Consider the following 25,560-nt stretch of genomic DNA (forward strand, 5'->3'; position numbering starts at 1 on the left):
GCAAACAACTTAATTAAAATCATCTCATCATTGTCATGAGATAATTTATTTTTATCAACCATACAATTACCTCACCATAAATTAAATTATCCGACGGCGATGGTATATCTCACATCTTCATTTTTTTTCCACTTGATTTTTATTGAATTCCCTATCAATCTGTAACTTACATACTGGCAATGTGACATTTTCAGGTGAGTAGTGCAGACATTACTTCGGGTTATTTACAGGCGTCTTCCCATTACACTTGCCACTACTGCTGTGACCCTGGCTATTGTTATGATTCTGGCTGAAGCTTGGTTTTATTCCGCCAGTAAACAGCATGTTCAGGCCTTCTCTGAAGCATTGACGAACAGAAGTAATACGCTGTTTAACGAAATTAGTACTGTAAAACACAAAAGCCAGTCATTCGAGTTATATACCCCGTGCAGCGCCGCCTTTTTACGCCGTTTACGCCTCAGTTTGTGGTCGTTCACGTTGATCAAAGACATTGGCTGGATGCAGAACAATACTATGATATGTACTGCATTATGGGATGAACTATCCCCACCTCTGGCAATTAATTTATATAACCAAAAAATAAAACTGAAAGACAGCACCTGGGTTATCAATGCTGGCATTGATGAGAATATTTATGGTGATCTGGTGCTGTTTGGTAATTATGCTATTGTGTTATCACCTTATGTCTTCAGATCTTTCAAAGATGACACCGACCGCCACCAATTAAGCTTTATTATCAGTAATAAAAATCAGCAACACAATATCATCACCTACGGCCGTGATGTAAACAAGCTGGAAGGAGATAAACAAAACACCAGTAACCTGCGTTTTCTTGTATGGAAAACCTGTTCACAGCAGTACGATTTCTGTGTTATCGCGGGTGGTAAGCCAGACAGTATAGTGAATGCCAGCGCGGTGCTTCTTTCATCGCTAATTTTTATTTCTATTTTTATCGGCCTGCTTATTTCATTAAGCATCAACCTTTATATCGATAAAAAACGTTCTCTTGAGAAACGACTGCTTGATGCGATTAACAAAGACCGACTGCATCTGGTTTACCAGCCTATTTACCATCTTAAAAAAAATAAAATTATTGGTATTGAAGCCTTGCTACGTTGGAAAGACCCGGATATTGGTTTTATTTCCCCTGATATTTTCATTCCTCTGGCGGAAGCAAAAGGGTTGATGACACAAATAACACAACTCGTTACCCGAAAAGCTATTCATGATACAGGTGAGCTGGTCAGGAAACATAACCTCTATATCAGTATCAATATTAGCTCACATGACTTGTGTTCGACTGACTATCTCCTTTTTCTACAACATGCCATCACAGATGCACAATTCCCGGCCAGCAACCTGGTCCTTGAGATCACTGAGCGTCAGGGTGCAAATACCAATTCGCTTAAAGAGATGGTTGAACGCTTCAAACTCAGTGGTGTCAATATCGCTATTGATGATTTTGGCACCGGGTATTCCAATCTGAACTGGCTTTCTCACCTGTCTATTGATGAAATAAAGATTGATAAGTCGATAACAGATTCTATTGAAACCGATTCACTCAATAAAGTGTTGCTCCCCAACCTGATTAGTTTATTAAAAAACATGCACCCGACGGTAGTATTTGAAGGTATTGAAAAACAAGCACAAGTTGATTACCTGTTGGCACATTTTCCGAATGCCCTTGGCCAGGGGTGGTTTTTTTCAAAGGCGCGTGAGTTGCCTGAAATACAGGAAATGTTTTCCCAAAATAGCAACGAAGAATACTCTCCACACTCCCCGATGGGTTAACCAGCGCGGGGTAAATCACGCACCGTACTCACCTTTCTCTCCAGTATCCTGCGCAGTCATAGTTTCTGATGCTTAAGTTTGCTCACATTTTGTTGCTGAATTGTATCCGTTCAGAGATTTATTTGTAACGTTCTCCGAACCGAAACCGATAACACAAGTAAGGAATACCGCTGCAGGAGCATTTCTTTTTACATTTTGGGGGCTCTATGGCTCTTCTTACAACTCCACCACGGAAAATCAAAACCCGCACATTGATGTTGGTCAGCAGTTTTCTCACCATCACTCTAGGGTTTGTTCTTACGATTGGCTACCTGACCTGGCAATCAATGTCACAAAAAGAGATTGTCGCTAAACGTTATATCCAACAGATAGCCCAAAGTGAATCACTCAAGGTGCAAAGGCAACTCAATAATGCACTGGTTACTGCCCGCGATCTTGGGGACAGTGCATGGGCACTGAAAGAGGCAGGAATGACAAACCGCGCCGGGCTTGATCAACTGATGAAAACATACCTGAACACCCACCCCAGTTTTTTATCAATGTCTCTCGGTTTTGAACATAACGCATTCGATGGTAAAGACGCTGAGTTCGCCAATAAACCGGGGCAAAATAGTTTTGGCTCCTATGCCAAATATGTCGATCGTGGCCCCGACGGAAACCCTGCGTTACACAACCTGGTAGATTACACAACGCCTGGCGCAGGCGATTATTATTTACTGCCGAAACAACGTAAAACCGACGTCATCATTGAACCCTATGTTTACCCTTACAACGGGGTGGATGTCATGCTGACATCAATTGCTGCTCCCATTGTACGCAATGGTGAGTTTATGGGGTCAGTTACTTCCGATTTTTCACTGGAAACACTGCAAAAAACCATTCACGCCATTAAACCCTGGGATGGCGCAGGTTATGCCGTACTGTTGTCGGCCGGGCAACGGGTTGTGGCAAGCCCTGTGCCTGCACAGACAGGTAAAAAATGGCAAGGCCAACCGTTCAGCGAAAAAGTTACCCAGTTTGATGATCCAGTACTGAAAGAGCCCGCTTTTATTGCCTGGGAACCCATTATAGTAGGTAACAGTAATACACCATGGAAACTGGCCATTGTCACGCCGGTCAGCGTGGTAATGGCTAAGGCATGGCGCGATCTGACCCAGTCACTTTTGCTGATGCTGGTGAGCATTATCGTAGTCAGTGTAGTGATTGGCTTAATATTTACCCGCAAAGTAGCCCGCCCGGTTGGTGGTGAACCCGGCGATGCTGCAATGATAGCATTGTCAGTTTCACAGGGAATACTGAGTAATTCTATTCCTGTCGCCCCTTCAGATAAGCAAAGTATTTTCTACGCACTGAATACCATGCAAACACGCCTGCATGATATGGTCAGTGACATTCATGTTGCCAGCAACTCAGTACGTAGTGGCAGTGCCGAAATTGCCGCCGGAAACCTGGATCTTGCGTCACGTACGGAGCAACAGGCTGCGGCAATCGAACAAACTGCGGCCAGTATGGAAGAACTCACATCAACGGTAAAAAACAATGCGGATAATGCTCATACTGCAACTTCTCTGGCAAATGACGCAACACGCATCGCTGCCGAGGGCGGCACCCTGATGAGTGAGGTTGTCACTATCATGTCGCAAATTGATGAGAGTTCCAGCAAAATCAATGATATTACCAACATCATCAATGGTATTGCCTTCCAGACTAATATTCTGTCGCTTAACGCTGCCGTTGAAGCTGCCCGGGCTGGTGAACAAGGCCGTGGCTTTGCAGTTGTTGCCGGGGAAGTAAGAAACCTTGCACAACGCAGTGCTAATGCAGCAAAAGAAATTTCAGAGTTAATTGATGAGTCTGCGCAGCGCGTCACTCACGGTGTGGAACTGGTTAATAATACCGGCAAAATGATGAAGCAAATTATGACGGCAGTCGAAGATATTCAGCACGTCATAACTGGCATCGTTCAGGCTCTGGATGAACAGACTCAGGGTATCAGCCAGGTGACTATCGCAGTCAATGAAATGGACACAGCCACACAACAAAATGCCTCTTTGGTGCAGCAAATCTCAGCGGCAGCAATGTCACTGGAGGAGCAGGCAAAAGTACTGGAAGAAACGATGGCCTTTTTCCAGTTAACCGTTAGTTCGCATGCAATGGCGTCTCAGGAAGCACTAATGCTGGCAGACACTGCGGATTAAGTTTATGCACATCAACAGCAGGGGGAGCGTTTTCAGGTCGCTTCCCCTGCCCTTTGTCATATGACATATGTCATACACACATGATATACAGATAGTCTATTGTCACGGCGTTAGCTATGCCACCGGGTCCAGCAAACAATCAGTAACCAGGCTGCCACACCCCAGCATGATACGGCACTCACTAATGCCAGAGGCACTCTCATTAATGAACTGAAGTACCACAACGCCAGCAGGTAAACAAAATAGGGAATGATAGCCCACATACCAAAAATAACAGTAGTGCGCAACGCAGCCGTTCCTCGTTCAGAGGCAACAATGTAATGAGCCAGCAATGCAAAGGTTGGAAACAAGGGGACTAACCCCGCGATGTAGTAATTGCGGGTGCGAGAAAGTAAAGCTATCAGGACAACAACCGCAGCACCAATCACTGATTTAAACAATAACCCCATCTAACCCACCAAACGTCTGGTATAAAGACAGCAGCATACCAACAGGGGGGGTTCAACACCAGAAAACAATAATTAACGAATGGTATTGGACAAACAATCTAAATAACCGAATATATAAAAAATTCCTAAGTATTGGTTATCGCAAATTATTTCTCAGCACCAGTTTTTTGATGAAAGGGAGTGAGTTTTGGATAAGAAAAACCGGTACAACGTTCTCCGGCTTTATTCTTCATAAGATAATATAATATCAATAAGCAATGTTATTACGACCAACCACCAGCAACCAGTGTGTATACGTTAAATGCATCATCCATGGACTGCCCGGTGCTTTGTGACCCCTGCGCAATATTAGAGCCAGCTTCAATATCACTGGCATGCTGTAGGTTAGCGGTTGTTGCTGTAATGGTCGTATTTGATGAGGTAGTTTGTGTACTCTGCGCAGCAAATGTACTAAAAGACATCGCTGACAGCACCAGGGCTGCGACGGTAATGTTTACAGTTTTCATAATATTTTTCTCGGTTAACTCATTTATTCTGGCCTGATTAAGCCATACCATTATGGTAGATCTGGATCACACTTTTTTCCAGTGCGATTATTTAACTATTTGTGCCAAAAATAACACATGCAAAAAAGTAGCAATAAAAAATGAAGGAAGGATGGAACGAAGTGTAAGGATATTTAAAGAAAGTAATCCAGAATGGTTTTTTAAAACAATTAAAACAACAAAAGAGAGAAATAAAAAAATGGGCCGATATATTCGGCCCAGTGATTTACATTTTATAACCCAATGTAACTGATGTTTTGGTGTCAGTGTGATCAGGTGCAGTTGAAGGTGGATTAGAATTCCAGGTTACGTTATAAGCCACTTTCAAAGAAAAATGGGCGTTAATCGCAACTTCCAGCCCTGTTTCAGAGTTGACTGTCGTGTCATCACTGCCCAGAACGGAAACCCCCTGGATAAACTTAGCATTGTCAGTGAACTGCCAGGTGTAAGAACCGGCAGCATAACCTAATGCCTGCGTTTTATCCGTGCCATCGGTATACTCGTCATAACGAACACCAGGACCGAATTCCAGCCTTAAGCTATGAACAGGACCATTGAGGATCTGGCGACCATAACCTGCCGTCAGCACGTCACGTTGATGGTAGCCGTTATAACGGTCTGATAACCAACTGGCCTGACCAAACAGGTAGTTGCTACCGTTCATATTATACCGGCTACGCCCACCGACTGCGTACTTTTCAGAAGAACGTTCGTCGTTGGAAGACGTATTATTCGCTGTGCCCCACAAAGACCATGCAGTGGACGTTTGGTACCAGGTTAACGTGCTGTCCGCCGTTAACGAAGAGTTGCGACTGTTACCTGACTGCGCCAGGTAACCCGCATTAACCGATCCTTCAAACGGCTGTTTTGCCGTCGAAGGGTCATCCATGACAGTAAAAACAGAATCATCTGCGCTGGCGATATGACTTACCAGCATTCCCCCTGCCAGCAACATTGCCGCAGGTACTGTCTTAAAAAGCTTCATTATAATGTCCGCACAACAAAAAAAGAGACCACAAAGGTCCCGGAAACTTTTCCGAGGATCAACGGATTATGTGCCCAGGAAAGGTTACAAATTATAAAAATCTCCGAATAACATAGCAATGAATTCTTATTTCATTTTTTGAATAAGGCGCGTCTTAAAAAGAGATTATATTTATATATAAACCTGTGCGATCTCTACAATTCCATCAATAAATCATTGAGTTATTTTCAGCATACCTTTTAAGGTAGTGCTACCATTTAAGATAAACTGCAACCGGAGGAAAAAAGTGAACATATATACACTTACGCTGGCGCCCTCTTTGGATAGTGCAACGCGTACCAGTCAAATCTATCCTGAAGGGAAATTGCGTTGTAGTGCACCAGTGTTTGAGCCAGGAGGCGGAGGTATTAATGTGGCACGCGCAATCAATCATCTGGGGGGGAACGCAACCGCTATTTTCCCCGCAGGTGGTGCGACAGGCGAGCACTTGTGCCACCTCTTAAAGGAAGAGGATGTGGCAGTTATTCCCGTCCCCGCACAAGAATGGACCCGGCAGAACCTGCATGTTCACATTGATTCCAGTGGTGAACAGTACCGTTTTGTAATGCCGGGTGCTATGTTAAGTAGTGCTGAATGCCAGCAACTGGCGGCCAAAATTAAAGCCATCCCGGCTGATTCACTGTTAGTTATTAGTGGAAGTATGCCTCCGGGAACAGATACCGACTATTTATGCGGCCTGATTCATCTGGCACAAAAACAAGGTATTCGCTGTATTATAGACAGTTCTGGCGATGCGCTGAGTGCGGCGCTGGAAGTGGGCAATATTGCACTGGTTAAGCCGAACCAGAAAGAATTAAGTGCTCTGGTCAAACACCCTCTCAACCAACCTGATGATGTTCGGCTTGCAGCGCAAGAAATCATTCAAAGTGGTAAAGCACAAAACGTGGTTGTCTCTCTGGGCCCACAAGGTGCCATGGGTGTAAGCCGTGATGCCTGCGTTCAGGTGGTTCCACCACCTGTTCGTAGCCAGAGTACTGTTGGTGCTGGCGACAGTATGGTAGGTGCGATGACACTCAAACTGGCAGACGGGGCAGGTCTGGAAGATATGGTGCGTTATGGTGTCGCAGCAGGTAGCGCGGCTACATTAAACCAGGGCACACGCTTATGCTCCTTTGAGAATACCGAGAAAATTTACCGTTACTTCCTGCAAAGTTAAGTAGTACAACGCCCATGTGGGTAACTCTAATTATCTTCAGGCCACGTAAAAGCCAGGCTTTACGTGGCTTTGCCGCTCAGATGTGCGCTGTATCGCCTTTTATCAGCAAGAAATACATTAACTTTATTTTCTATCGGACGACACGGGAGAGATGCTATGTGGCAGGCTATCAGTCGTTTACTTAAGGACACTCTGGGAGAATCTACGTTCGAAGACCAACGCCCCCTTCCCGGTGGCGAGGTGCACAGTGCATGGAGTGCCCGCTATGCTGGCCATGATTTATTTATTAAATGTGATGACCGGGCATTATTGCCACTTTTCACTGCCGAAGCCGATCAATTGATACTGCTGGCCCGTAGCCAGACAGTAAATGTTCCACGCGTGTGGGCGGTTGGCAGTGAGCGTGAACAAAGCTTTTTAGTTCTGGACTACCTTGCCCCCCGGCCATTTGATGCCCACAATGCATTTTTATTAGGCCAGCAGCTGGCAAAGCTTCACCAATGGAGTGAACAACTGCAGTTTGGGCTGGATTACGACAACCATCTTGCCACCACTCCCCAACCCAATACCTGGCAACGGCGCTGGTCAACGTTTTTTGCCGAGCAGCGCATTGGCTGGCAACTTGAGTTGTCAGCCGAAAAAGGGATAACGTTCGGTAATATAGATATCATCGTTGAAAAGGTACGTGAACGTCTTTCCTCGCACCAACCTGCACCGTCATTGCTCCATGGCGATTTGTGGTCTGGAAATTGCGCGGTAGGGCCAAATGGCCCTTATATATTCGATCCAGCATGTTACTGGGGCGACAGGGAATGTGACCTGGCAATGCTCCCGTTGCATCCAGAACAGCCTGCACAAATTTACGATGGCTACCAGTCTGTCTGCCCGCTTCCCAATGATTTTATTGAACGCCAGCCCATTTACCAGTTGTATACACTACTCAACCGGGCCAGGTTGTTTGGTGGCCAGCATCTGCCAGTCGCGCAACAGGTCCTTGAGCAGATACTGGATAATTGACAGAGGTAGTCAAATATAGCCAAGCAGAGAGAAAAAGACATAACCAACCACAATGATGACGATGGGCAATATATACAGCGGGAAAAACTGCAAAAGGATGGTATGGTGCGGCACAACAATTTTTTCTTCCAGTGCGCTTTTAGTAAGCCCGCTGTCCCCTTTTGCTTTTTCCAGAATCAGTTGATCTTCAAGCCCTTCGCGAATAAAACGCACTTGCCGGCTCATACGAGCGCCTGAAGACTGCAATGCCATACCGACAAAAACCAGCACAAAAATAATCCAGAACAACACATTGAGTTGGTGAGCAAAATCAGGCAACGGCGAGTTGTACCAAAAGATGTTCAAAAATGGCGTATTAAACCGAATCATATCAATCATGACATGAGCAAAATCTGACATAACAGCATTTATGCCCGCTTTTTTCTCACTGTGTTGATCCATGAACTTCAGCAGCGAAATCAACGTAGAGATTACAGCAGGAATGAAAATCACCCATCCTGCAATGCGTTTTACAATCGCCAGGCGTCCAGCTTGTTGGTAAGTCATTTTTTCCCCTCACCAGCTCCCATACTGAAAGCTGAAGTATTCACGTTACGTCTTCAAGTCTACCCAGACGGGCAAATTATGCCTGTTTTTTAATGCTCTCACCCAGGGTCGTGAATTATATGTTACTTTTCATGGAAATCGTATCGTAAAAAGGAGCAATAGCGTATGCCAGGTGTAACAGGAACCCTCGCAGCAATATTTGACATGGACGGATTACTGATAGATTCAGAGCCATTGTGGGACCAGGCTGAACTGGAGGTTATCGCCTCTCAGGGTGTAGACATTACGCGCCGCAACGAACTCCCCGACCTGCTGGGTTTGCGAATTGACGTGGTTGTAGACCTTTGGTATGCGCAACAACCCTGGAAAGGAGCCTCCCGCGCAACAGTAACACAACAAATTATACGTCGTGCTATCGAGCTGGTTGAAGAAACCCGCCCACTGTTGCCCGGAGTACGGGAGGCGCTGAGTTTATGCCAAAACCTTGGTCTGAGAATCGGCCTGGCGTCCGCATCCCCCTTACACATGCTTGAGCAAGTACTGGAAATGTTTTCATTGCGCCCCTATTTCTCCGCTCTGGCTTCTGCCGAACATCTTGCATGGAGCAAACCACACCCACAAGTTTACCTCAATGCGGCTGAAAAACTGGGTATAAATCCGCTGAACTGCGTCACACTGGAAGACTCTGTGAATGGGATGATTGCCACCAAAGCAGCCCGTATGCGCTCAATTGTTGTGCCCTCAAGAGAGAATGCAGGCAATCCGCGCTGGGTTCTGGCCGATGCCCATCTGAGCAGCCTCGAAGAATTGACCGCCGCGCACCTAAAATAAAACGATATTTCATTTTATTTGAATTAACTGTTCAGCCGGATTATGCTGTGCCTGAATACTCACCTGCACAGCATAATCCGAGGTAACTATGATATTGAACGCGTTTAACCTGGCCGGGAAAGTCGCTATGGTCACTGGTTGTGACACGGGTCTGGGTCAGGGAATGGCGCTGGCGCTGGCGGAAGCCGGATGCGATATTATCAGTGTCAACCGTAAAATCCCCCATGAAACAGCTGAACAGGTCATCGCTCTGGGCAGGCGTTTTCTGGCTTTACAGGCAGATCTGAGCAGCCAGGAGCTTATTCCCGGCCTGGTGACACAGGCTGTCAGTGAAATGGGCCGTATGGATATTCTGGTTAATAACGCAGGTATGATTCGCCGCAATGATGCCATCGATTTCAGCGAAAAAGACTGGGACGATGTAATCAACCTGAATCTGAAATCGGTCTTCTTTCTTTCGCAGGCTGTTGCCCGGCAATTTATTGCCCAGGGTTCAGGAGGAAAGATAATCAATATTGCCTCCATGCTCTCTTTCCAGGGTGGAATCCGCGTTCCGTCATATACAGCTTCTAAAAGTGGCGTCCTGGGGCTAACCCGGTTAATGGCGAACGAATGGGCCATTCACGGGATAAACGTGAATGCGATAGCTCCGGGTTATATGGCAACCAACAATACCCGGCAACTGCGTGATGATGAAGCACGCAATCAGGCGATACTGGAACGTATTCCCGCTGGTCGTTGGGGTATACCTCAAGACCTGAAAGGTCCCGCTGTTTTTCTTGCCTCAAGTGCTTCAGACTATATCAATGGTTACACACTGGCCGTAGATGGTGGCTGGCTTGCACGATAATTAATCACTTGAGGTGATATTGACAAAGTGTTACAACGTCACCTCTTTTTCCTACTGTATAAAAACCCTATACTGGATGAATTGACAGTTATACCGGGTTTTATCATGACGGCCGAAGGTCACCTGCTCTTTTCTATTGCCTGCGCCGTGTTTGCCAAAAACGCGCAACTGACACCTGTGCTCACCAATGGTGACTGGTGGCATGTCGTGCCCGCAGCAGTACTGACCTGCCTGCTACCCGATATTGACCACCCAAAGTCATTTCTCGGCCAGCGACTCAGTTGGTTATCTAAACCCATCGCGCGAGCCTTTGGGCACCGCGGGTTTACTCATAGTTTGTTGGCTGTATTTGTTACCCTGGCGTTGTTTTATTTAAAAGTGCCTCAAAGCTGGATTATCCCTGCGGATGTATTGCAGGGCATGGTAATCGGGTACCTCAGTCATATTCTCGCTGATATGCTGACCCCGGCAGGGGTACCATTATTGTGGCCGTGCCGCTGGCGCTTTTGCCTGCCGATTATCCGTCCTCAAAAAGGTAACCAACTTGAACGAGTACTTTGTATCGCCCTGTTCAGTTTTGCTTTATGGATGCCACAGTCATTACCGGAAAACAGCGCAATACGCTGGTCATCACAAACCATTAATGCACTACAAAATGCATTTTACCGCTATGTAACCGCACAAAAAGAAGAATAATTCGCCAACAAGGCCGCAAAAAACATAATAAATAACGTTTAGTTATAATCAACGCCAAACGTCATCTGCTATTCTTCGTGCGAGCCCGGTAAGGGTAAAAATATAATCAGGAGAATGGAGATGAATCTTCCACTTATAGCAAACCTTGTTGTGTTTGTTATTTTACTAATGGGGCTGGCCGCCACTCGAAAAACGAACTGGAGCCTGGCGAAGAAAGTTTTGCTGGGGCTGGTACTGGGTGTATTTTTTGGCCTGGGATTGCAACTGATTTATGGTGATAACAGCGCTGTCCTCAGGCAGTCAGTACAGTGGTTCAACATTGTGGGTAATGGCTATGTGCAGTTACTGCAAATGATTGTGATGCCGCTGGTATTTGCGTCGATTCTGAGTGCTGTTGCCCGCCTGCATAACGCATCTTCTCTGGGGAAGATAAGCGTTCTGACTATCGGCACACTGCTTTTTACTACACTGATTGCCGCACTGGTGGGGATTTTTGTCACCAACCTGTTTGGTCTTACTGCCGAAGGTTTGGTTCAGGGGGCAGTTGAAAGTACCCGGTTAAATACTCTGGAAACCCAGTATATGGGCAAAGTGGCCGATCTCAGTGTCCCACAGTTGTTACTCTCATTCATTCCCAAAAATCCCTTTGCTGACCTGACCGGTGCCAACCCCACGTCCATTATCAGCGTTGTCATTTTTGCTGTCTTTCTGGGCATGGCGGCACTCAAACTTCTTGCTGATGATAAACCAAAGGGTGAGCGAGTTATTGCTGGCATTGATGTCATGCAAAGCTGGGTCATGAAACTGGTACGCCTGGTGATGCAACTCACACCTTATGGTGTACTGGCCTTAATGACAAAAGTCGTCGCCGGGTCAAACATGCAGGACATTATCAAACTGGGGAGCTTTGTTGTGGCCTCCTACCTTGGGCTTGGCATTATGTTTGTGGTGCATGGCATTGTTTTGAGCATTGCCGGCGTCAGCCCAGTCAAGTATTTCCGTAAGGTATGGCCGGTACTGACTTTTGCATTCACCAGCCGTTCCAGCGCAGCATCCATCCCACTGAATGTGGAGGCGCAAACACGCCGTCTGGGTGTCCCTGAATCTATTGCTACATTTGCTGCCTCATTTGGGGCAACGATTGGTCAGAACGGGTGCGCGGGCCTTTATCCTGCAATGCTTGCAGTGATGGTCGCGCCAACCGTCGGCATCAACCCAATGGATCCGGTATGGATTGCCACACTGGCAGGCATTGTCACACTGAGTTCAGCAGGTGTGGCTGGTGTTGGGGGTGGTGCAACATTTGCTGCGCTGATTGTTCTGCCTGCGATGGGGCTACCGGTAACACTGGTCGCGTTGCTTATCTCGGTTGAACCACTCATTGATATGGGCAGAACAGCGCTGAACGTCAATGGTGCCATGACCGCGGGAACAGTGACCAGCCAGCTAATGAAGCAAACAGACGCCAGCCGTTTGCACAGTGATGACGATACTGAACTGGCTCAACTTTAAGCGCTGCTTCTGAACAGTTAAAAAAACATCTCTCACGAGAAAAACCGCTCCTGAAATGGGGCGGTTAGGGATTCATAATATCTGTCCGCTTATTTAAACATCATTTTCCTGTCGCACCTGGTTTGCCCAGCGCTGGGCAGATTCAGGTAACGTGAAAACAGGTGAGCGCTGGAAACTGCTGCCAACCAGCACAAAAGCGACATAGTTGCCACGCAATAAATAGACATCTTTGAAACCTTCCACACGCCATGCGTGCTCAGGCGGAGCAGGCTCCACTCGCGGTTTATACGTAATAATCGCTTTATTTGGGTGACGAAATGTTTTCATAACGGGAAAATACAATAAAACACGTTAACAGTAGCACCCATAATAACGGATTTTTCCCCGCGGTGCTTTCTCTGAAAATGGCAATATGATTACTCTCTGGTGCGCCAGCTCACTGATTGGGTGGGAAATGCCAAAAAACGGTCTGAAAATCGTTTTTTGGCATTTTAGGTACAGTGCTGACAAAAGCCACAAAAGATTATTTATGAGTTTGCGGATCTGAGTCATATTCTGCGCAGGTTTGATACCCGGAGTTCATAACATGCCCCGTGTCATCCAGCGCGACAAAATAGGTTTCCATTTGCCCGTCCCGTTTGCCGAGAATATACGTCTGGCATGTGCCGCGGGCATGGATCATCGTGACTTCAGACGCGGGCTTACCGGCAATCTGGCTTACCTGCTCACGCGTCATACCTTTTTTAACATCTTTCACGACAGGTTCAGTAAATTGATCTTTTGCTCTGTCATAAGTTGTACAGCCCGCAAGGACTGCCAGTGCCGCCGCCACCATGACTAACCCTGTTACATTTTTGTTCATATTTTATCCTCCTTTCGTTGCGGTTCCAGTCAAGCCTGGTTGACTGCCCCCGTTTTTTCAACCTGATAGCAGAAATTGAACCACTTTAAGACTATTCTTTTCCAGGAAAATTTGCGTAAAACTGCTTTAATTTCCAGCACTCAGAGGTTTTTACTATTGTACACAGCTTGTTGTTTTAATGGCAAAGCGGTAGCTTTAGCATATCTGTTTTTTGCCACCAGGCCTTATCAGGCCCGCGGACAGGAGAGGCCCAAATGACTTTGCAACAAGAAATTATTCAGGCGTTAGGTGTACAACCACAAATCGACCCTCAGCAAGAAATTCGGCGTAGTGTCGACTTTCTCAAAGCTTACCTTTCGCGCTACCCCTTCTTAAAAAGCCTGGTTCTGGGCCTGAGTGGCGGGCAGGACTCCACACTGACAGGTACACTCTGCCAGATGGCAATTCGCGAATTGCGTGAGGAAACAGGTGATAACAGCTACCAGTTTATTGCTGTTCGCCTGCCTTATGGTGTCCAGGCCGATGAGCAGGATTGCCAGGATGCTATCAACTTTATCCAGCCAGACCGGGTATTGACGGTAAATATTAAAGCAGCCGTACTGGCAAGCGAACAAACATTAAAAGATGCCGGTATTACACTGAGTGATTTTGTGCGCGGCAATGAAAAGGCCCGCGAAAGAATGAAAGCACAATACAGCATTGCCGGCATGACTCATGGTGTTGTGGTGGGAACGGACCACGCAGCAGAAGCAGTTACTGGTTTCTTCACCAAATACGGTGATGGAGGTACCGATATCAACCCTATTTTCCGTCTGAATAAACGCCAGGGTAAACAGTTACTGCAATCACTTGGCTGCCCGGAACATTTATATATCAAAGCCCCCACTGCGGATCTGGAAGATGACCGCCCTTCTCTGCCCGATGAAGCAGCTCTGGGGGTAACCTACGCACAAATTGACGACTATCTGGAAGGCAAAACCCTCGACAACGCAGTCAGCCAGATTATTGAGAGCTGGTATATTAAAACCGAGCACAAGCGCCGCCCGCCAATTACTGTATTCGATGATTTTTGGAAATAAGCCGCCTGTCATTTTCATCGATTATTTTTCAGGGCTAACACAGCGACACTGAAAAAATAATCGTTTTTCTTCCGGCTGGTTATTTCTTCTCTTATCGCGGTCTGGCAACAGGCCGCTTCTCCATTCAGGATAACGATTATGCCCTGTTTAACTGGCCCCCGGGCCACTATTGCCGGGTTGCTGGCAATAGTGCTCTGGAGCACATCTGTCGGGCTACTGCGCAGTATCAGTGAAGCGCTTGGGCCAACAGGCGGCGCCGCGCTTATCTACACCGTGAGTGCCCTGTGCCTGGTTATAAGTAACAGGCAGGCATTGCTTCAACTGGTACTGTCATGGCACATGTTGGCAGCAGGCACACTGTTTGTGGTGTATGAAATCAGCCTGGCACTGGCGGTTGGTCTTGCCAGCTCTCGCACACAAGCACTTGAAATGGGCATGATCAATTATTTATGGCCGGGTCTTACACTACTGTTCGCACTGTATATTAACCAGCAACGGGCGCAATGGTTTATTGTGCCCGGCCTGTTACTGGCACTTGGCGGTGTTATACAGGTGATGCGAGGCGATAGTGACTGGAGCCCGGCAATGCTTGTACATAACCTGGCGGGTAACCCTGTTGCATACGGGCTGGCATTCGGTGCAGCAATTATTTGGGCTCTCTATTGCAATCTTACCCGTCGCTGGTCTGACGGGCAAAACCCTGTGCCACTTTTTTTCTGTGCTACGGCACTGGTGCTATGGGTGAAATACCTGCTTTTTCCACAACCTCCCATGCATATCAATAGCGGAACAATGCCTGAGCTACTGTTTATGGGAATTTCAACCGCTGTTGCCTACTCAGCCTGGAATCATGGTTTGCAACATGGCAACCTGACACTACTGGCAACAGCCTCTTATTTCACGCCAGTGCTTTCGGCCTTCATTGCTTCATTATGGCTGGGTCTGACACCAGGGTGGGGGTTCTGGCAGGGTGTGTTTTTGGTCGTAGCGGGTTCTCTGCTGTGCTGGCTGGCAACACGCCGGGCCTCAGCACATTCAGACCTTGTATCCACCTCTTCAGCCAAAGAATAATACCAAACTCCGGCGTTCAGGCCGGAGTCAGCACGGGCTAGAGATAGGTGATTTCGCTATAGAGCAATGTGCCGGTATTTTTTAATAACCTGACAGTGTGCAACCCATCACCCCACCAGGCGCCCTGGTCCGGGCGTAATAGTTTGTCACCAAACTGCCACTCACCACTCAATACGTAAGCTATTCCTCCCCGGGTACCCAGTGTACTAAAGGTTCTGTCCGCCACGCGTGTTCGCGCCTTGCAACGCGCCCGTTGGGTAATCAGGTTAAAGTTCATTGACATCATCCCCTGGGTCAATTCCGCATAAACACGTTTATCGCCCGGGAAAAAAAAGGGCTGATGGCGTTTTAGCACATGCCCGGAATTGCCCACACCATCCAGCAACACTTCCCCCCCTTCCAGTAAGGTTATCGCCCTGTCCACATTGGCAAAGGAAGCAAACTCACCACTACTGGCGAGGGAAGCAATACTCGCTCGCCAGTTGAAATTACCCGTATCCGGAGGAAAGCAACAAATCTCCCTGGATTCACCCGCGCCATTACGCCACAAGTTAACCGGGAGTTTGCTCAGTTCGAAAAATTCCATTGTGACTCCTGGAGCCTGCCGTCATTCTTAGCCGGCTCTCATACCCACCATAAAATACACGTATAACGTGCGAAATCCCCTGAAGCCAAGGTATTGCCATTCCTGGCACCGAGTGCAGCGTACTTTTATCGCATTCCCCACCGCCATATTACCTGGCGTACAAAATGCTACCGGCATTAATCAGGGCATGCTTTATTTGTGCTATTGACATGGCTGGAGAAGGTACACATTCGCTATACCCAACCACCATGCATGCTGTGTCGCTGATATATGAGAATATCTATAAAAAATCTGCTGGCAATAGGCACTATAAATCAGTGATGTTTTTTTGGTCATCGGTGTCGTAAAAACACGATCCTGGGCAAACTCTGGGAAGGGAAAGGCAGCAGTACACAAGCCACAGGGATGAGGGTAACCTCATCCCTGTGGCTGGAAATTAACGAGTACCTAACTGAAAAATCAGTGTTTCAGCCTGGCAGCTGAATACAAAACTCATATCAAGTTGGTAAGCATTGCCCACCTGAGTTAAATCTGCGGAAATCTGGCAAGGTTCAGATTCAATACTCCGGGCTTTGGCGACCAGTGATTCCTGAGCGGCCAGCGCGTCCTCTTTAGTCGCAAACTGTTTGCTGTAAGTTGCGACGCAATCTGCATTGTCGAGAATGGTGCCGACATCCATGCAGCCACAGGTCTCTTTTTCACGTGTTGACGTGCTATCACAGGTTGTTTTCATCTGCTATTCCATGGTTATTGTTGATACAGTGATTGATACAACACGCCAGGTGGTACAAAAGGCGCCAACCTGAAAGCCACCGGCATATAAACATGGTGATAGTATAAACCGCAATGCCTTTCTGTGTAGATTGACCAGGATCATAATAACCCGCGATTACGCACAATTCCCCTACCGGGTTTCTTTGATCTGGTTATGCCGACATGTTTTGCTAATGACAACAAATAAATAAAGTGAAAGAAAAAATAAGATTAGTCTGCCGTTAAAAAATAGAACCGCCACCCATGCCCACCTGTACTACATTTGATGGGCAAAAATGACGGTTCTGAATAAGTTTAGCTTACGTATTATGAGTGTGCCGCACCATATTCAATCTGGTTTAGCCTGATTACTCAGCGGCTGGTGGAGGAGGCATTTTACCTTCTGCAGGGCCATTATCTTTAAGATGCTTCTCAAAATTAGCATTAAATTGCTTTTTCTGCTCAGGTGTCAGGATGTTGTACATCTTGTTCTGCGCTTCCATGCGAGCCAGCATACGCTGTTTGTTTTGCTGTGACATTTTATCCACCTGAGCCTGCGCTTTTGCGCTGTCAAATGTATCACTGGCAATAATATCGTGCATTGCCTGACGCTCTTCCACTGACGGGCGTTTCATTTCTTCGCGTTGCGCTTTCATGATATCGCGGATTTGCTGTTTCTGGGCATCTGACAGATTCAGTCCACGGAACATCATCCCTTCAGGGCCACCGGGATGACCACGGTGGTGTTTCATCATTGGACGGCCATTATCTGAAGTCTGTGCAGAGGTATCATTCGCGTGGGCCAGATTAGCTGCGCCAAGGGCCAGACCAGATGCTACTAAAATCGCAGTTAACTTACGCATATATTATCCTTTCTTTATAGAACAAACCCGAAATTGCGGATTCATTTAAATAAGCAACAACATTCTGTTGCGTTGACGAAAATAATTCTACGTGCTAATTCGTCAACAAACCAAAACGAGCGTAAAGCCATGAAAGGATAAAAAGCAAAAATAAGCCAATTATGATTAAAATAAGGAGAATTAATGAGGATATATTTAAATAATGGCGAAGAGTTCATTATTAATTGTTAATTTAGCATAAAGAAAAGGCATATTCACTGATTTATTTATTCCATGGCTGGGTGCAATATCAGAATGGTGCTGGTTGTGTGTTCCAGCATTCTGGCTATGCTGACACAGCACTGCCTGAGCCGCATAGCTGTACCGTCCATGGCACATAACCGCTGTCTGGCGCAGGATCCTTACCCATACGGATGTGGTATTTCTGTCAGCATCAACCCGGCACGGAGACCTTGTGCCACCAGCGGGTTGGGAAACAACACATACTCGGTTTCTTGCTGAACGACCTGTTTATTCTTACCATCCTCTGCCAATAACACCCCCTTACTGAACGGTGTGAAATTTACCGTATCATCAGGAATGTGCAGAATAAATTTCTCCCCGGTGCGCGTTAACTGCTGGCTAACCTTGTAGCAACGCGCAACAGGTTGCTGCTGAGCCAGCAACGTCTCCGGGCCACGACCTAACAATTCTCCCAGTGCATGGCGGGTTACAGAGAACACACTCAAATTATTCTGCCCAAATGGCATTGCTTTACCCAGTTCCATTGTGCAACTGAGAGCATCATAATATTGCGCTGTAAAATGTGTGAAGGTTCCCCCCGGTGTCTGGTGAAAGACCAGTGCTTCCAAACCGGCCAGCTCCAGCCAGTGCAAAAAAGCCGCAGGCCAGGCGGTATTACGGGCAGGTAACACCCCAAAACGCGGGTGGAGTGAGCCGCGAATGGCTGTGTGCATATCCAAATGCCAGCGAACCGGAGCGCAGTTTGCGAAAAAGTCACCCACCACCTGTTCAAGCAACTCAGCTCTCGCACATTCAGTGCCTGGTTCGAGTTTCGCCCAACGCCCACCAAACAGGCGGTTAAGGTCGCAGGCCTGGTAGCGCTTACCGGTTTGCAGTGCCAGTGGATTACCTAACACAACCAGGACATCCCAGCATAAATTGATGTCACCCCGCCACAGAGCATCAAGCACTTGCGATAATATTTCCACTGGCGCTGTTTCATTGCCATGGATTCCGGCTGACAATATTAACGACTGAGTCACCTTACTGTGTGGTGTTAGCCGGATAACCCCCTGCTCCAGCCATTGCCAGCGAAACCCGGGGCCTTCTCCTTTTGTTTGTGCAGGAACCAACCCCGCCAGTGTCTTTTGTACAAACTCATCCATTATTACATCTCCCTGCGCAGCTATTGCTGAAATGGGTAAACAGCACCGAGGTTAAGTATTCGGGTCAGTTCATCAAGCGCATCCTGCCCCTCTTGCAATAATTGTGGGTCCACTAAGTCGGCCTGAGTCAGGCGGTCACGATACCAACGGTCAACCCACTGATTCAGCACAGTGAACAGAGTATCATTCATTATTACTGCCGGATTAGCCGCCTGGTATTCGTCTTCGGTCAAAACCACTCGCAGGCGCAGGCAGGCAGGCCCTCCACCGTTAGCCATACTTTCCCGTAAGTCGAAAACGTGCAACCGCTCAATCGGGTTATCTTCAGCCAACAGAAAATTCAGGTACTGCCAGACACCTTCATGCTCACGCGCTTCCTGTGGTAAAACCAGAGTCATTCCCCCCGATTCGTGACTCAGCAACTGGCTGTTAAACAGATAGGTATTTACCGCATCTGCAACAGATACTGCCTGGGAAGGAACAACCAGCGGGCAAAAACCCGGAACGCGCTCATGAAGAGTACTTAACAAGGCCTGTTGGTCGACAAACGCCTGTTCATGGCAGAACAATACTTGCTGGTTACTGACCGCAATAACATCATTATGAAATACCCCCTGATCAATCACTGCGGGGTTTTGCTGTGCGAAGAGTAATGACTGAGGCCTCACCCGATTCAGGCGGGCCACGGCTTCACTGGCTTCCCGGGTCTGACGAGCTGGATAACGAGAAGGTGCAAGCCCATTTGTGTTACCCTGACGCCCATAAATAAAGAGCTGAAGCCCCGGCTCACCATAAGCGCCACCAAAACGATTATGGTTAGCGGCCCCTTCATCGCCAAATAAGTCCACCTGCGGTAGTGCCTCATGGACAGAAAAATGTTTCCCGGAAGCAAATATCGCTCGCAGGGTGCGTTCTGTTTGCTGCGCTTCACTTGACCGGTGAAATTTATTATTCAGGTTGGCAACAGTAAAATGCACTCGTTTGTCCATCGCATCGGCTGAAGGACAAACTGTTGCCGCATTAGCCACCCACATTGATGACGCAGAACTGGCTGCAGACAACAGGTCTGGCGAATACTTCCAGACTTTTGCCAACACCTCGCTGTCACGCCCGGTAAAACCAAGCTGGCGTAAAACCGGAATATTAGGCCGGGCCTGTGGTGGAATCACCCCCTGCCAAAACCCGGCATCCGCCAGGGTTTTCATTTTCAGCAGACTTTGTTTGGCTGCCAGTTTTGGGTTCGATACCTGGTACTGATGGCGCGCAGATGCCTCATTACCAAATGACAGACCTGCATAGTGGTGAGTTAACCCGGGTAAACCATCGAAATTTGCTTCACGAACTCTCATGCCTGCTGCTCTCCGGCGCTAAAATCCAGCCCTGGGTTAAGTGTTTTCGGCATTATCAGGCTGTCACTTTCCAGTGAAGCCATGGGCCAGGCGCAGTAATCTGCGGCATACCAGGCACCCGGACGATGATTGCCAGATGCTCCAACGCCACCAAAAGGCGCGCTACTGGCCGCACCGGTTAACGGTTTGTTCCAGTTAACAATCCCGGCTCGCGCCTCAATTAATAACCGGTCAAATGCCGCACGGGCCGGTGAAATCAACCCGCATGAAAGGCCAAAGCGCGTCTGGTTTGCCAGAGTAATAGCATCATCCAGTGTGTCGTAACGCAATACTGTCAACAACGGGCCAAACACCTCTTCATCCGGCACCTCTTGCGCCATGTTGACCAGGACGATTCCAGGGGTTATCAGTGATGTCCCCGTCTCAAGGATGCGCGGCGTGAGTAAAGGCTTTCCACCGCGGTCCAGATGCCCTTGCCAGGCCTTTAATACATGCAAAGCAGCCTTGGCTGAAACCAGGCCTCCCATAAAGGGTTGCGGATCATTGTCCCACGCACCGGGCTTAATACGGCCTGCGACTTCCAGCAAACGCGCTAAAAATGCATCTCCTTGCGGACCATTTTTCACGAGCAGGCGACGAGCACAGGTACAACGCTGGCCCGCGGTAATAAAAGCAGACTGAATAGCGATATGTACAGCTGCGTCAATATCAACAGGGTCGTCAACTATCAGAGGGTTATTGCCGCCCATTTCCAGTGCCAAAATTTTGTCCGGTTGCCCGGCGAATTGCTGGTGTAACTGGAAACCGGTACCGGAGCTTCCGGTAAACAGCAAACCGTCAAGCTCAGGGTTAGCGGCCAGCGCCTGCCCGGTTTCCCGCCCCCCCTGCAGCAGATTGATAACCCCCGCAGGAATACCGGCCAGTTCCCATAAACGCATAACACATTCGCCAGTGCCTGGCGTCAGTTCGCTGGGCTTAAACACCACCGTATTTCCTGCCAGTAGTGCCGGAATAATATGTCCGTTAGGCAGGTGGCCTGGGAAATTATACGGCCCGAAGACAGCCAGTACGCCATGCGGGCGATGGCGTAATGAAGCAGCGCCATCTGCCAGTGGTGACACCTGTTCACCTGTACGCTGCTCATACGCTTTGACTGAGATAGCCAGCTTGTTGATCATCGCTGTCACTTCAGTCTCCGCTTCCCAGCGGGGTTTAGCTGTTTCACGAGCGATGGTTGTCGTGAGCCGGGTTTTATGTTGTTCCAGTAACCCAACAAAGGCTTCAATAATAGTCTGGCGTTCAGGCCTCGTGCGACGGGCCCAGCCAGGAAATGCACCGCGTGCAGCCTGGCATGCCTGGTTTACCTGGAGGCTGTCAGCACTGCGACCCTGCCATAATAAATCCAGGTTTACTGGATCGCGCTTTTCCATGGCACCAGCAGTACCGGGTAGCCATTCACCATTAATCCACTGTGTCATTATTTTGTCTCCTCCGGGCATAACTGCACCAACCGTACAGTGCTACCCGCCCGGCAATTCAGTACATTTGCGGTTGTCGCATCCATCTCCAGGTATGTTCCCTGTGGGTCTGCATGAACTAATGTTGCGCGGTAATTTTCGTAATCGTCATTCGCTACCAGACACAGTGGCAGTGTATTCTGTTGAGCCTCACAAATTTTCACAGTGAGCTGCCGGCTGCCGGCAACCGTCCTGATAGCGCTCAGCTCGCACTCCAGTGTCGGGCCGCCATCAAAAATATCGATATAGTTCTGGTAACGGAAACCTTCTTTTTCCAGCACACGGCGGGCAGGTGCCGTCTGGGGGTGAACTTCACCAATCACAGCGCGCGCCTGTTCAGACAGAAAGTCGGTATAAATAGGATGTTTGGGCATCAATTCTGCAATGAATGCTTTCTGGCCAGTTCCGCACAAATAATCTGCCCGAGAAAAAGGCATCGAGAAGAAACGCTGCCCCAAACTCTCCCAAAACGGTGAAAAGCCTTGTTCATCAATGACGCCGCGCATCTCTGCCACCACTTTATTACTGAACGCTTCTTTGAACGCGGCCATAAACAGGAATCGGGACTTGGAGAGCAAGTAGCCATTTGAGGAGTGCCGCCAGTCTGGATCTAAAAAGAGCGTACACAATTCACTACTGCCAGTATGATCATTACTGAGAAACAGCGTGGGTAATGCATTATAAATATCCAGCTCTTTTGAAGCATGAACCAAAGTACCAACCCGGTAATTATACCAGGGTTCCTTCAGCCCCACGGCAACCTCAATAGCGCAAATGCCTGCCACCTGCCCACGCTCTGTATCCTCGAGAACAAAGACATAGCCTTGTTCAGCACGAGGCAAAACACCAGCCCAGGTATCAACAGAACGGGAAATACGGGCGCGCAGTGTATCCGCATCTTCAGGCAGAGAAGTCAGGCCGCCACCTGTCTTACTGGCAAGGTGTAATAACCCGGCCAAATCATCATGCCTGACAGGGCGAATAACCATCATAACGCGCCCTCCGCAATCAAAGCTTCACAGGCACGTTTCAGCCGGCTTAGCCCTTCGCGAATATCTTCTTCAGGTATATTCAGTGCCGGGGCAAACCGCACTACACCCGCTCCGGCAATCAGAATCATTACCCCTTCCTGTGCCGCTCGCTGCGAAATCAGTTTGGCTTTCCCCGCATGCGCCTCATTCAGTTCGCAGCCAATCAGCAGCCCCATGCCACGGATATCACGAAACAATCCCAGGTGGTGATTCAGCTCATCAAGCTGCGCAACAAACAGGGCGTGGCGATGCTTAACACCTGCAAGCATTTCAGGTGTATTGATAAGCGAGAACGCACACCCGGCAACGGCGCCAGCCAGTGCGTTCCCGCCATAAGTTGTGCCATGCGTGCCTGGTGTGAAGTGCGTGGCAATTCGCGCGGTAGTTAACATCGCGCCAATCGGAAAGCCACCGCCAAGTGCTTTGGCCGTAGTCAAAATATCAGGCACCACACCGTAATGCTGGTATGCGTACAAATCTCCTGTTCTGCCAACACCTGTTTGAACTTCATCAAATATCAGAAGGGCATTGAACTGGTCACACAATGTACGCAAACCTTGCAGGAAAGCGGGAGATGCCGGGATTACCCCGCCTTCTCCCTGAATCGGCTCAACAATGACCGCACAGGTTTTTTCACTCATCACCGCACGGACAGACTCGAGATCGTTAAATGTAACATGGTCAATCTGCGGCGGGAGCGGCGCAAAATCCCGGGAATAAGCCGGTTGCCCCCCCGTGCTCACAGTAAACAACGTGCGGCCATGGAACGCATTATTGAAGGCAATAATCTGGCTTTTATCACCATCTGACTGGTCATGGGCATATTTACGTGCCAGTTTCAGTGCAGCTTCATTGGCTTCAGCACCTGAATTACAGAAAAAGACTTTGTCCGCGAAGGTGGCTTCCGTTATCTGGCGCGCAAGTTGTAAAATAGGTTCATTCGTGTAGCCATTCCCGGTATGCCACAGTTTTGCAGCCTGCTCCGCCAGAGCTTCTCTCAGGGCCGGATGTGCATGGCCAAGCGCATTAACAGCAATCCCTCCGGCAAAATCAATGTACTCATTACCCTGCTGGTCCCACAGACGTGATCCTTCCGCCCGCACCGGTATGAAAGGTGCCGGGGCATAGACAGGAACCATAAACTCATCGAATTGTTCCCGGGTGACTTGCTGAACCATAATTACGCCTGCCTTAGTTAATCAAATGTTTTATTTATGTAAAAAAAGAATTACTGATAACTAATGTAGATTGCAGGGAACGTGCCAGCCAATAGATAAAAATGAATAACACTGTTTTGAAAACAAAAAATCAATAAGTTACAAAGCTCTCTATTCACTTATTCTGCATAAAAAGTGAATAAATTTACTTCATGACGCCACTTGCAAGATAAAAAGAAGAAAATATATGCATCTATAAAAGATCATGCTGATTCTGTGATCAGACATGGAATATATTCACTCGAAACGCACTTTTTTAGTGCCTCATGCACCTGTCAAGTGCAGGAACCTTTCACAACAAGAGCAGTAAACTGTCAGGAATGAAGAGCACAACCCTGGGTTTTCTGTTAACATCCCGTTTTAAATTTGTTTCAGGGCGGAGCAGAACGATGAAGTTTATCTCTTTTAATATCAATGGACTGCGTGCAAGACCACACCAACTGGAAGCCATCGTGGCACAACACCAGCCAGATGTTATTGGGCTGCAGGAAACCAAAGTACACGACGACATGTTTCCGCTCGAAGACGTCGCGAAGCTGGGTTACCACGTTTTTTTCCACGGGCAGAAAGGCCATTATGGGGTTGCCCTGTTAACAAAAGCAGAGCCACTGGCAGTAAGGCGGGGTTTTCCAGGCGACGACGAAGACGCGCAGCGGCGCATAATCATGGCAGATATCCCAACCGAATTGGGAACACTGACAGTGATTAACGGCTATTTTCCGCAGGGTGAAAGCCGTGAACATCCGGTGAAATTCCCTGCTAAACAACGGTTCTACGCCGACCTTCAGGATTACCTGACCACGTCCCTCAACAGCACCAATCCGGTACTGATTATGGGTGACATGAACATCAGCCCAACAGATAACGACATCGGTATTGGCGAAGATAGCCGTAAACGCTGGCTGCGCACAGGAAAATGCTCCTTCCTGCCGGAAGAGCGTGAGTGGATGGCTCGTCTGCTGGAGTGGGGCCTGGTCGATACCTTCCGTGCCGCTCACCCGGATACTCAGGATAAGTTTTCGTGGTTTGATTACCGCTCCCGTGGCTTCGACGAAAACCGCGGGCTGCGCATTGACTTGTTACTGGCAAGTGAGCCACTGGCAAGCCGTTGCACAGGTGTCGGGATTGATTACGAGATTCGTGCAATGGAAAAACCCAGCGATCATGCCCCTGTTTGGGCTGAATTTTCACTCTGAGCCCAGTATCAT

25 protein-coding genes are annotated in these 25,560 nt (G+C 48.1%); 11 read left to right on the forward strand and 14 right to left on the reverse strand.

The window, feature by feature from the left end; all coding sequences use genetic code 11:
- The first annotated feature begins 201 nt into the window (after positions 1-201).
- Positions 202-1,791, forward strand: coding sequence for an EAL domain-containing protein (locus A9B99_RS06150; protein ID WP_064595703.1), 1,590 nt, complete (start codon positions 202-204; stop codon positions 1,789-1,791).
- 206 nt (positions 1,792-1,997) lie between these two features.
- The gene (locus tag A9B99_RS06155; protein ID WP_064595705.1) at positions 1,998-3,989 is read left to right on the forward strand and encodes a methyl-accepting chemotaxis protein; all 1,992 of its coding nucleotides are present in this window, start codon (positions 1,998-2,000) and stop codon (positions 3,987-3,989) included.
- Between the two features lie 110 nt (positions 3,990-4,099).
- Here A9B99_RS06155 and A9B99_RS06160 read toward each other — a convergent pair whose 3' ends face one another.
- The 3 genes from A9B99_RS06160 to A9B99_RS06170 form a co-directional block, all read right to left on the reverse strand.
- Complete coding sequence (locus A9B99_RS06160; RefSeq protein WP_064595707.1) at positions 4,100-4,438, reverse strand: GlpM family protein; 339 nt, start codon at positions 4,436-4,438, stop codon at positions 4,100-4,102.
- Positions 4,439-4,701: 263 nt separating this feature from the next.
- Positions 4,702-4,944 carry a hypothetical protein gene (locus tag A9B99_RS06165; RefSeq protein ID WP_064595816.1) on the reverse strand — a complete coding sequence of 81 codons (243 nt, stop codon included), beginning with the start codon at positions 4,942-4,944 and terminating at the stop codon, positions 4,702-4,704.
- A gap of 265 nt (positions 4,945-5,209) precedes the next feature.
- Complete coding sequence (locus A9B99_RS06170) at positions 5,210-5,968, reverse strand: DUF481 domain-containing protein (RefSeq protein ID WP_064595709.1); 759 nt, start codon at positions 5,966-5,968, stop codon at positions 5,210-5,212.
- Positions 5,969-6,254: 286 nt separating this feature from the next.
- Between A9B99_RS06170 and pfkB the strand changes: the two genes are divergently transcribed.
- Both pfkB and A9B99_RS06180 read left to right on the forward strand, forming a co-directional pair.
- Positions 6,255-7,184 (forward strand): 6-phosphofructokinase II, encoded by a 930-nt coding sequence (pfkB, locus tag A9B99_RS06175; protein ID WP_064595711.1) that lies wholly within the window; start codon positions 6,255-6,257, stop codon positions 7,182-7,184.
- A 156-nt stretch (positions 7,185-7,340) separates the two neighbouring features.
- Positions 7,341-8,201, forward strand: a complete 861-nt coding sequence (locus A9B99_RS06180; protein ID WP_064595713.1) for a fructosamine kinase family protein — start codon at positions 7,341-7,343, stop codon at positions 8,199-8,201.
- A 9-nt stretch (positions 8,202-8,210) separates the two neighbouring features.
- Here the strand turns inward: A9B99_RS06180 and A9B99_RS06185 are convergent, their stop codons facing one another.
- Complete coding sequence (locus tag A9B99_RS06185; protein WP_064595715.1) at positions 8,211-8,747, reverse strand: YniB family protein; 537 nt, start codon at positions 8,745-8,747, stop codon at positions 8,211-8,213.
- Between the two features lie 165 nt (positions 8,748-8,912).
- Between A9B99_RS06185 and hxpB the strand changes: the two genes are divergently transcribed.
- From hxpB to A9B99_RS06205, 4 genes are all read left to right on the forward strand, one after another.
- Positions 8,913-9,578, forward strand: coding sequence for a hexitol phosphatase HxpB (gene hxpB / locus A9B99_RS06190; RefSeq protein WP_064595717.1), 666 nt, complete (start codon positions 8,913-8,915; stop codon positions 9,576-9,578).
- Positions 9,579-9,666: 88 nt separating this feature from the next.
- Positions 9,667-10,428 (forward strand): 2-dehydro-3-deoxy-D-gluconate 5-dehydrogenase KduD, encoded by a 762-nt coding sequence (gene kduD / locus A9B99_RS06195; protein WP_064595719.1) that lies wholly within the window; start codon positions 9,667-9,669, stop codon positions 10,426-10,428.
- 105 nt (positions 10,429-10,533) lie between these two features.
- Entirely contained in the window at positions 10,534-11,124 is a 591-nt protein-coding gene (locus tag A9B99_RS06200; protein WP_064595818.1) for a metal-dependent hydrolase, read from the forward strand.
- Between the two features lie 120 nt (positions 11,125-11,244).
- Positions 11,245-12,636, forward strand: a complete 1,392-nt coding sequence (locus tag A9B99_RS06205; RefSeq protein ID WP_064595720.1) for an L-cystine transporter — start codon at positions 11,245-11,247, stop codon at positions 12,634-12,636.
- A 93-nt stretch (positions 12,637-12,729) separates the two neighbouring features.
- On the opposite strand, the gene cedA is transcribed toward A9B99_RS06205, so the two are convergent.
- Both cedA and osmE read right to left on the reverse strand, forming a co-directional pair.
- Complete coding sequence (cedA, locus tag A9B99_RS06210) at positions 12,730-12,963, reverse strand: cell division activator CedA (protein ID WP_064595721.1); 234 nt, start codon at positions 12,961-12,963, stop codon at positions 12,730-12,732.
- Positions 12,964-13,159: 196 nt separating this feature from the next.
- Positions 13,160-13,498: an osmotically-inducible lipoprotein OsmE gene (gene osmE, locus A9B99_RS06215; RefSeq protein WP_064595723.1), complete on the reverse strand. Its 339-nt coding sequence runs from the start codon at positions 13,496-13,498 to the stop codon at positions 13,160-13,162.
- Positions 13,499-13,752: 254 nt separating this feature from the next.
- Here osmE and nadE point away from each other — a divergent pair, with 254 nt between their 5' ends.
- Both nadE and yddG read left to right on the forward strand, forming a co-directional pair.
- Complete coding sequence (gene nadE, locus A9B99_RS06220) at positions 13,753-14,577, forward strand: ammonia-dependent NAD(+) synthetase (RefSeq protein WP_064595725.1); 825 nt, start codon at positions 13,753-13,755, stop codon at positions 14,575-14,577.
- Positions 14,578-14,715: 138 nt separating this feature from the next.
- A complete protein-coding gene (gene yddG / locus A9B99_RS06225; protein ID WP_064595727.1) occupies positions 14,716-15,648 on the forward strand; it encodes an aromatic amino acid DMT transporter YddG in 933 nt (310 codons plus the stop codon).
- Positions 15,649-15,685: 37 nt separating this feature from the next.
- Here yddG and A9B99_RS06230 read toward each other — a convergent pair whose 3' ends face one another.
- From A9B99_RS06230 to A9B99_RS06270, 8 genes are all read right to left on the reverse strand, one after another.
- Positions 15,686-16,234: a HutD family protein gene (locus A9B99_RS06230; RefSeq protein ID WP_064595729.1), complete on the reverse strand. Its 549-nt coding sequence runs from the start codon at positions 16,232-16,234 to the stop codon at positions 15,686-15,688.
- A gap of 436 nt (positions 16,235-16,670) precedes the next feature.
- A complete protein-coding gene (locus tag A9B99_RS06235; RefSeq protein WP_064595730.1) occupies positions 16,671-16,967 on the reverse strand; it encodes a YfcZ/YiiS family protein in 297 nt (98 codons plus the stop codon).
- Between the two features lie 388 nt (positions 16,968-17,355).
- Positions 17,356-17,850 carry an ATP-independent periplasmic protein-refolding chaperone Spy gene (spy, locus tag A9B99_RS06240; RefSeq protein ID WP_064595732.1) on the reverse strand — a complete coding sequence of 165 codons (495 nt, stop codon included), beginning with the start codon at positions 17,848-17,850 and terminating at the stop codon, positions 17,356-17,358.
- 401 nt (positions 17,851-18,251) lie between these two features.
- Positions 18,252-19,238: a succinylglutamate desuccinylase gene (gene astE / locus A9B99_RS06250; RefSeq protein ID WP_064595736.1), complete on the reverse strand. Its 987-nt coding sequence runs from the start codon at positions 19,236-19,238 to the stop codon at positions 18,252-18,254.
- A 20-nt stretch (positions 19,239-19,258) separates the two neighbouring features.
- Positions 19,259-20,587, reverse strand: a complete 1,329-nt coding sequence (astB, locus tag A9B99_RS06255; RefSeq protein ID WP_064595738.1) for an N-succinylarginine dihydrolase — start codon at positions 20,585-20,587, stop codon at positions 19,259-19,261.
- Positions 20,584-22,065: a succinylglutamate-semialdehyde dehydrogenase gene (astD, locus tag A9B99_RS06260; protein WP_064595740.1), complete on the reverse strand. Its 1,482-nt coding sequence runs from the start codon at positions 22,063-22,065 to the stop codon at positions 20,584-20,586. The genes astB and astD overlap by 4 nt, the downstream gene beginning before the upstream one ends.
- Positions 22,065-23,096, reverse strand: a complete 1,032-nt coding sequence (astA, locus tag A9B99_RS06265) for an arginine N-succinyltransferase (RefSeq protein WP_064595741.1) — start codon at positions 23,094-23,096, stop codon at positions 22,065-22,067. The genes astD and astA overlap by 1 nt, the downstream gene beginning before the upstream one ends.
- Positions 23,093-24,313, reverse strand: coding sequence for an aspartate aminotransferase family protein (locus A9B99_RS06270; RefSeq protein WP_064595743.1), 1,221 nt, complete (start codon positions 24,311-24,313; stop codon positions 23,093-23,095). The genes astA and A9B99_RS06270 overlap by 4 nt, the downstream gene beginning before the upstream one ends.
- Before the next feature lie 428 nt (positions 24,314-24,741).
- On the opposite strand from A9B99_RS06270, the gene xthA reads away from it, so the two are divergent.
- Entirely contained in the window at positions 24,742-25,548 is an 807-nt protein-coding gene (xthA, locus tag A9B99_RS06275) for an exodeoxyribonuclease III (protein WP_064595821.1), read from the forward strand.
- The last annotated feature ends 12 nt before the right edge of the window (positions 25,549-25,560 follow it).

The sequence above is a fragment of the Mangrovibacter phragmitis genome (assembly GCF_001655675.1).
GTDB lineage: Bacteria > Pseudomonadota > Gammaproteobacteria > Enterobacterales > Enterobacteriaceae > Mangrovibacter > Mangrovibacter phragmitis.

Coding starts and splice junctions, on each gene's coding strand:
- A9B99_RS06155 (WP_064595705.1), top strand. CDS start 1,998: ATGGCTCTTCTTACAACTCCACCACGGAAAATCAAAACCCGCACATTG.
- A9B99_RS06160 (WP_064595707.1), bottom strand. CDS start 4,438: ATGGGGTTATTGTTTAAATCAGTGATTGGTGCTGCGGTTGTTGTCCTG.
- A9B99_RS06165 (WP_064595816.1), bottom strand. CDS start 4,944: ATGAAAACTGTAAACATTACCGTCGCAGCCCTGGTGCTGTCAGCGATG.
- A9B99_RS06170 (WP_064595709.1), bottom strand. CDS start 5,968: ATGAAGCTTTTTAAGACAGTACCTGCGGCAATGTTGCTGGCAGGGGGA.
- A9B99_RS06180 (WP_064595713.1), top strand. CDS start 7,341: ATGTGGCAGGCTATCAGTCGTTTACTTAAGGACACTCTGGGAGAATCT.
- A9B99_RS06185 (WP_064595715.1), bottom strand. CDS start 8,747: ATGACTTACCAACAAGCTGGACGCCTGGCGATTGTAAAACGCATTGCA.
- hxpB (WP_064595717.1), top strand. CDS start 8,913: ATGCCAGGTGTAACAGGAACCCTCGCAGCAATATTTGACATGGACGGA.
- kduD (WP_064595719.1), top strand. CDS start 9,667: ATGATATTGAACGCGTTTAACCTGGCCGGGAAAGTCGCTATGGTCACT.
- A9B99_RS06200 (WP_064595818.1), top strand. CDS start 10,534: ATGACGGCCGAAGGTCACCTGCTCTTTTCTATTGCCTGCGCCGTGTTT.
- A9B99_RS06205 (WP_064595720.1), top strand. CDS start 11,245: ATGAATCTTCCACTTATAGCAAACCTTGTTGTGTTTGTTATTTTACTA.
- cedA (WP_064595721.1), bottom strand. CDS start 12,963: ATGAAAACATTTCGTCACCCAAATAAAGCGATTATTACGTATAAACCG.
- osmE (WP_064595723.1), bottom strand. CDS start 13,498: ATGAACAAAAATGTAACAGGGTTAGTCATGGTGGCGGCGGCACTGGCA.
- nadE (WP_064595725.1), top strand. CDS start 13,753: ATGACTTTGCAACAAGAAATTATTCAGGCGTTAGGTGTACAACCACAA.
- yddG (WP_064595727.1), top strand. CDS start 14,716: ATGCCCTGTTTAACTGGCCCCCGGGCCACTATTGCCGGGTTGCTGGCA.
- A9B99_RS06230 (WP_064595729.1), bottom strand. CDS start 16,234: ATGGAATTTTTCGAACTGAGCAAACTCCCGGTTAACTTGTGGCGTAAT.
- A9B99_RS06235 (WP_064595730.1), bottom strand. CDS start 16,967: ATGAAAACAACCTGTGATAGCACGTCAACACGTGAAAAAGAGACCTGT.
- spy (WP_064595732.1), bottom strand. CDS start 17,850: ATGCGTAAGTTAACTGCGATTTTAGTAGCATCTGGTCTGGCCCTTGGC.
- astE (WP_064595736.1), bottom strand. CDS start 19,238: ATGGATGAGTTTGTACAAAAGACACTGGCGGGGTTGGTTCCTGCACAA.
- astB (WP_064595738.1), bottom strand. CDS start 20,587: ATGAGAGTTCGTGAAGCAAATTTCGATGGTTTACCCGGGTTAACTCAC.
- astD (WP_064595740.1), bottom strand. CDS start 22,065: ATGACACAGTGGATTAATGGTGAATGGCTACCCGGTACTGCTGGTGCC.
- astA (WP_064595741.1), bottom strand. CDS start 23,096: ATGATGGTTATTCGCCCTGTCAGGCATGATGATTTGGCCGGGTTATTA.
- A9B99_RS06270 (WP_064595743.1), bottom strand. CDS start 24,313: ATGGTTCAGCAAGTCACCCGGGAACAATTCGATGAGTTTATGGTTCCT.
- xthA (WP_064595821.1), top strand. CDS start 24,742: ATGAAGTTTATCTCTTTTAATATCAATGGACTGCGTGCAAGACCACAC.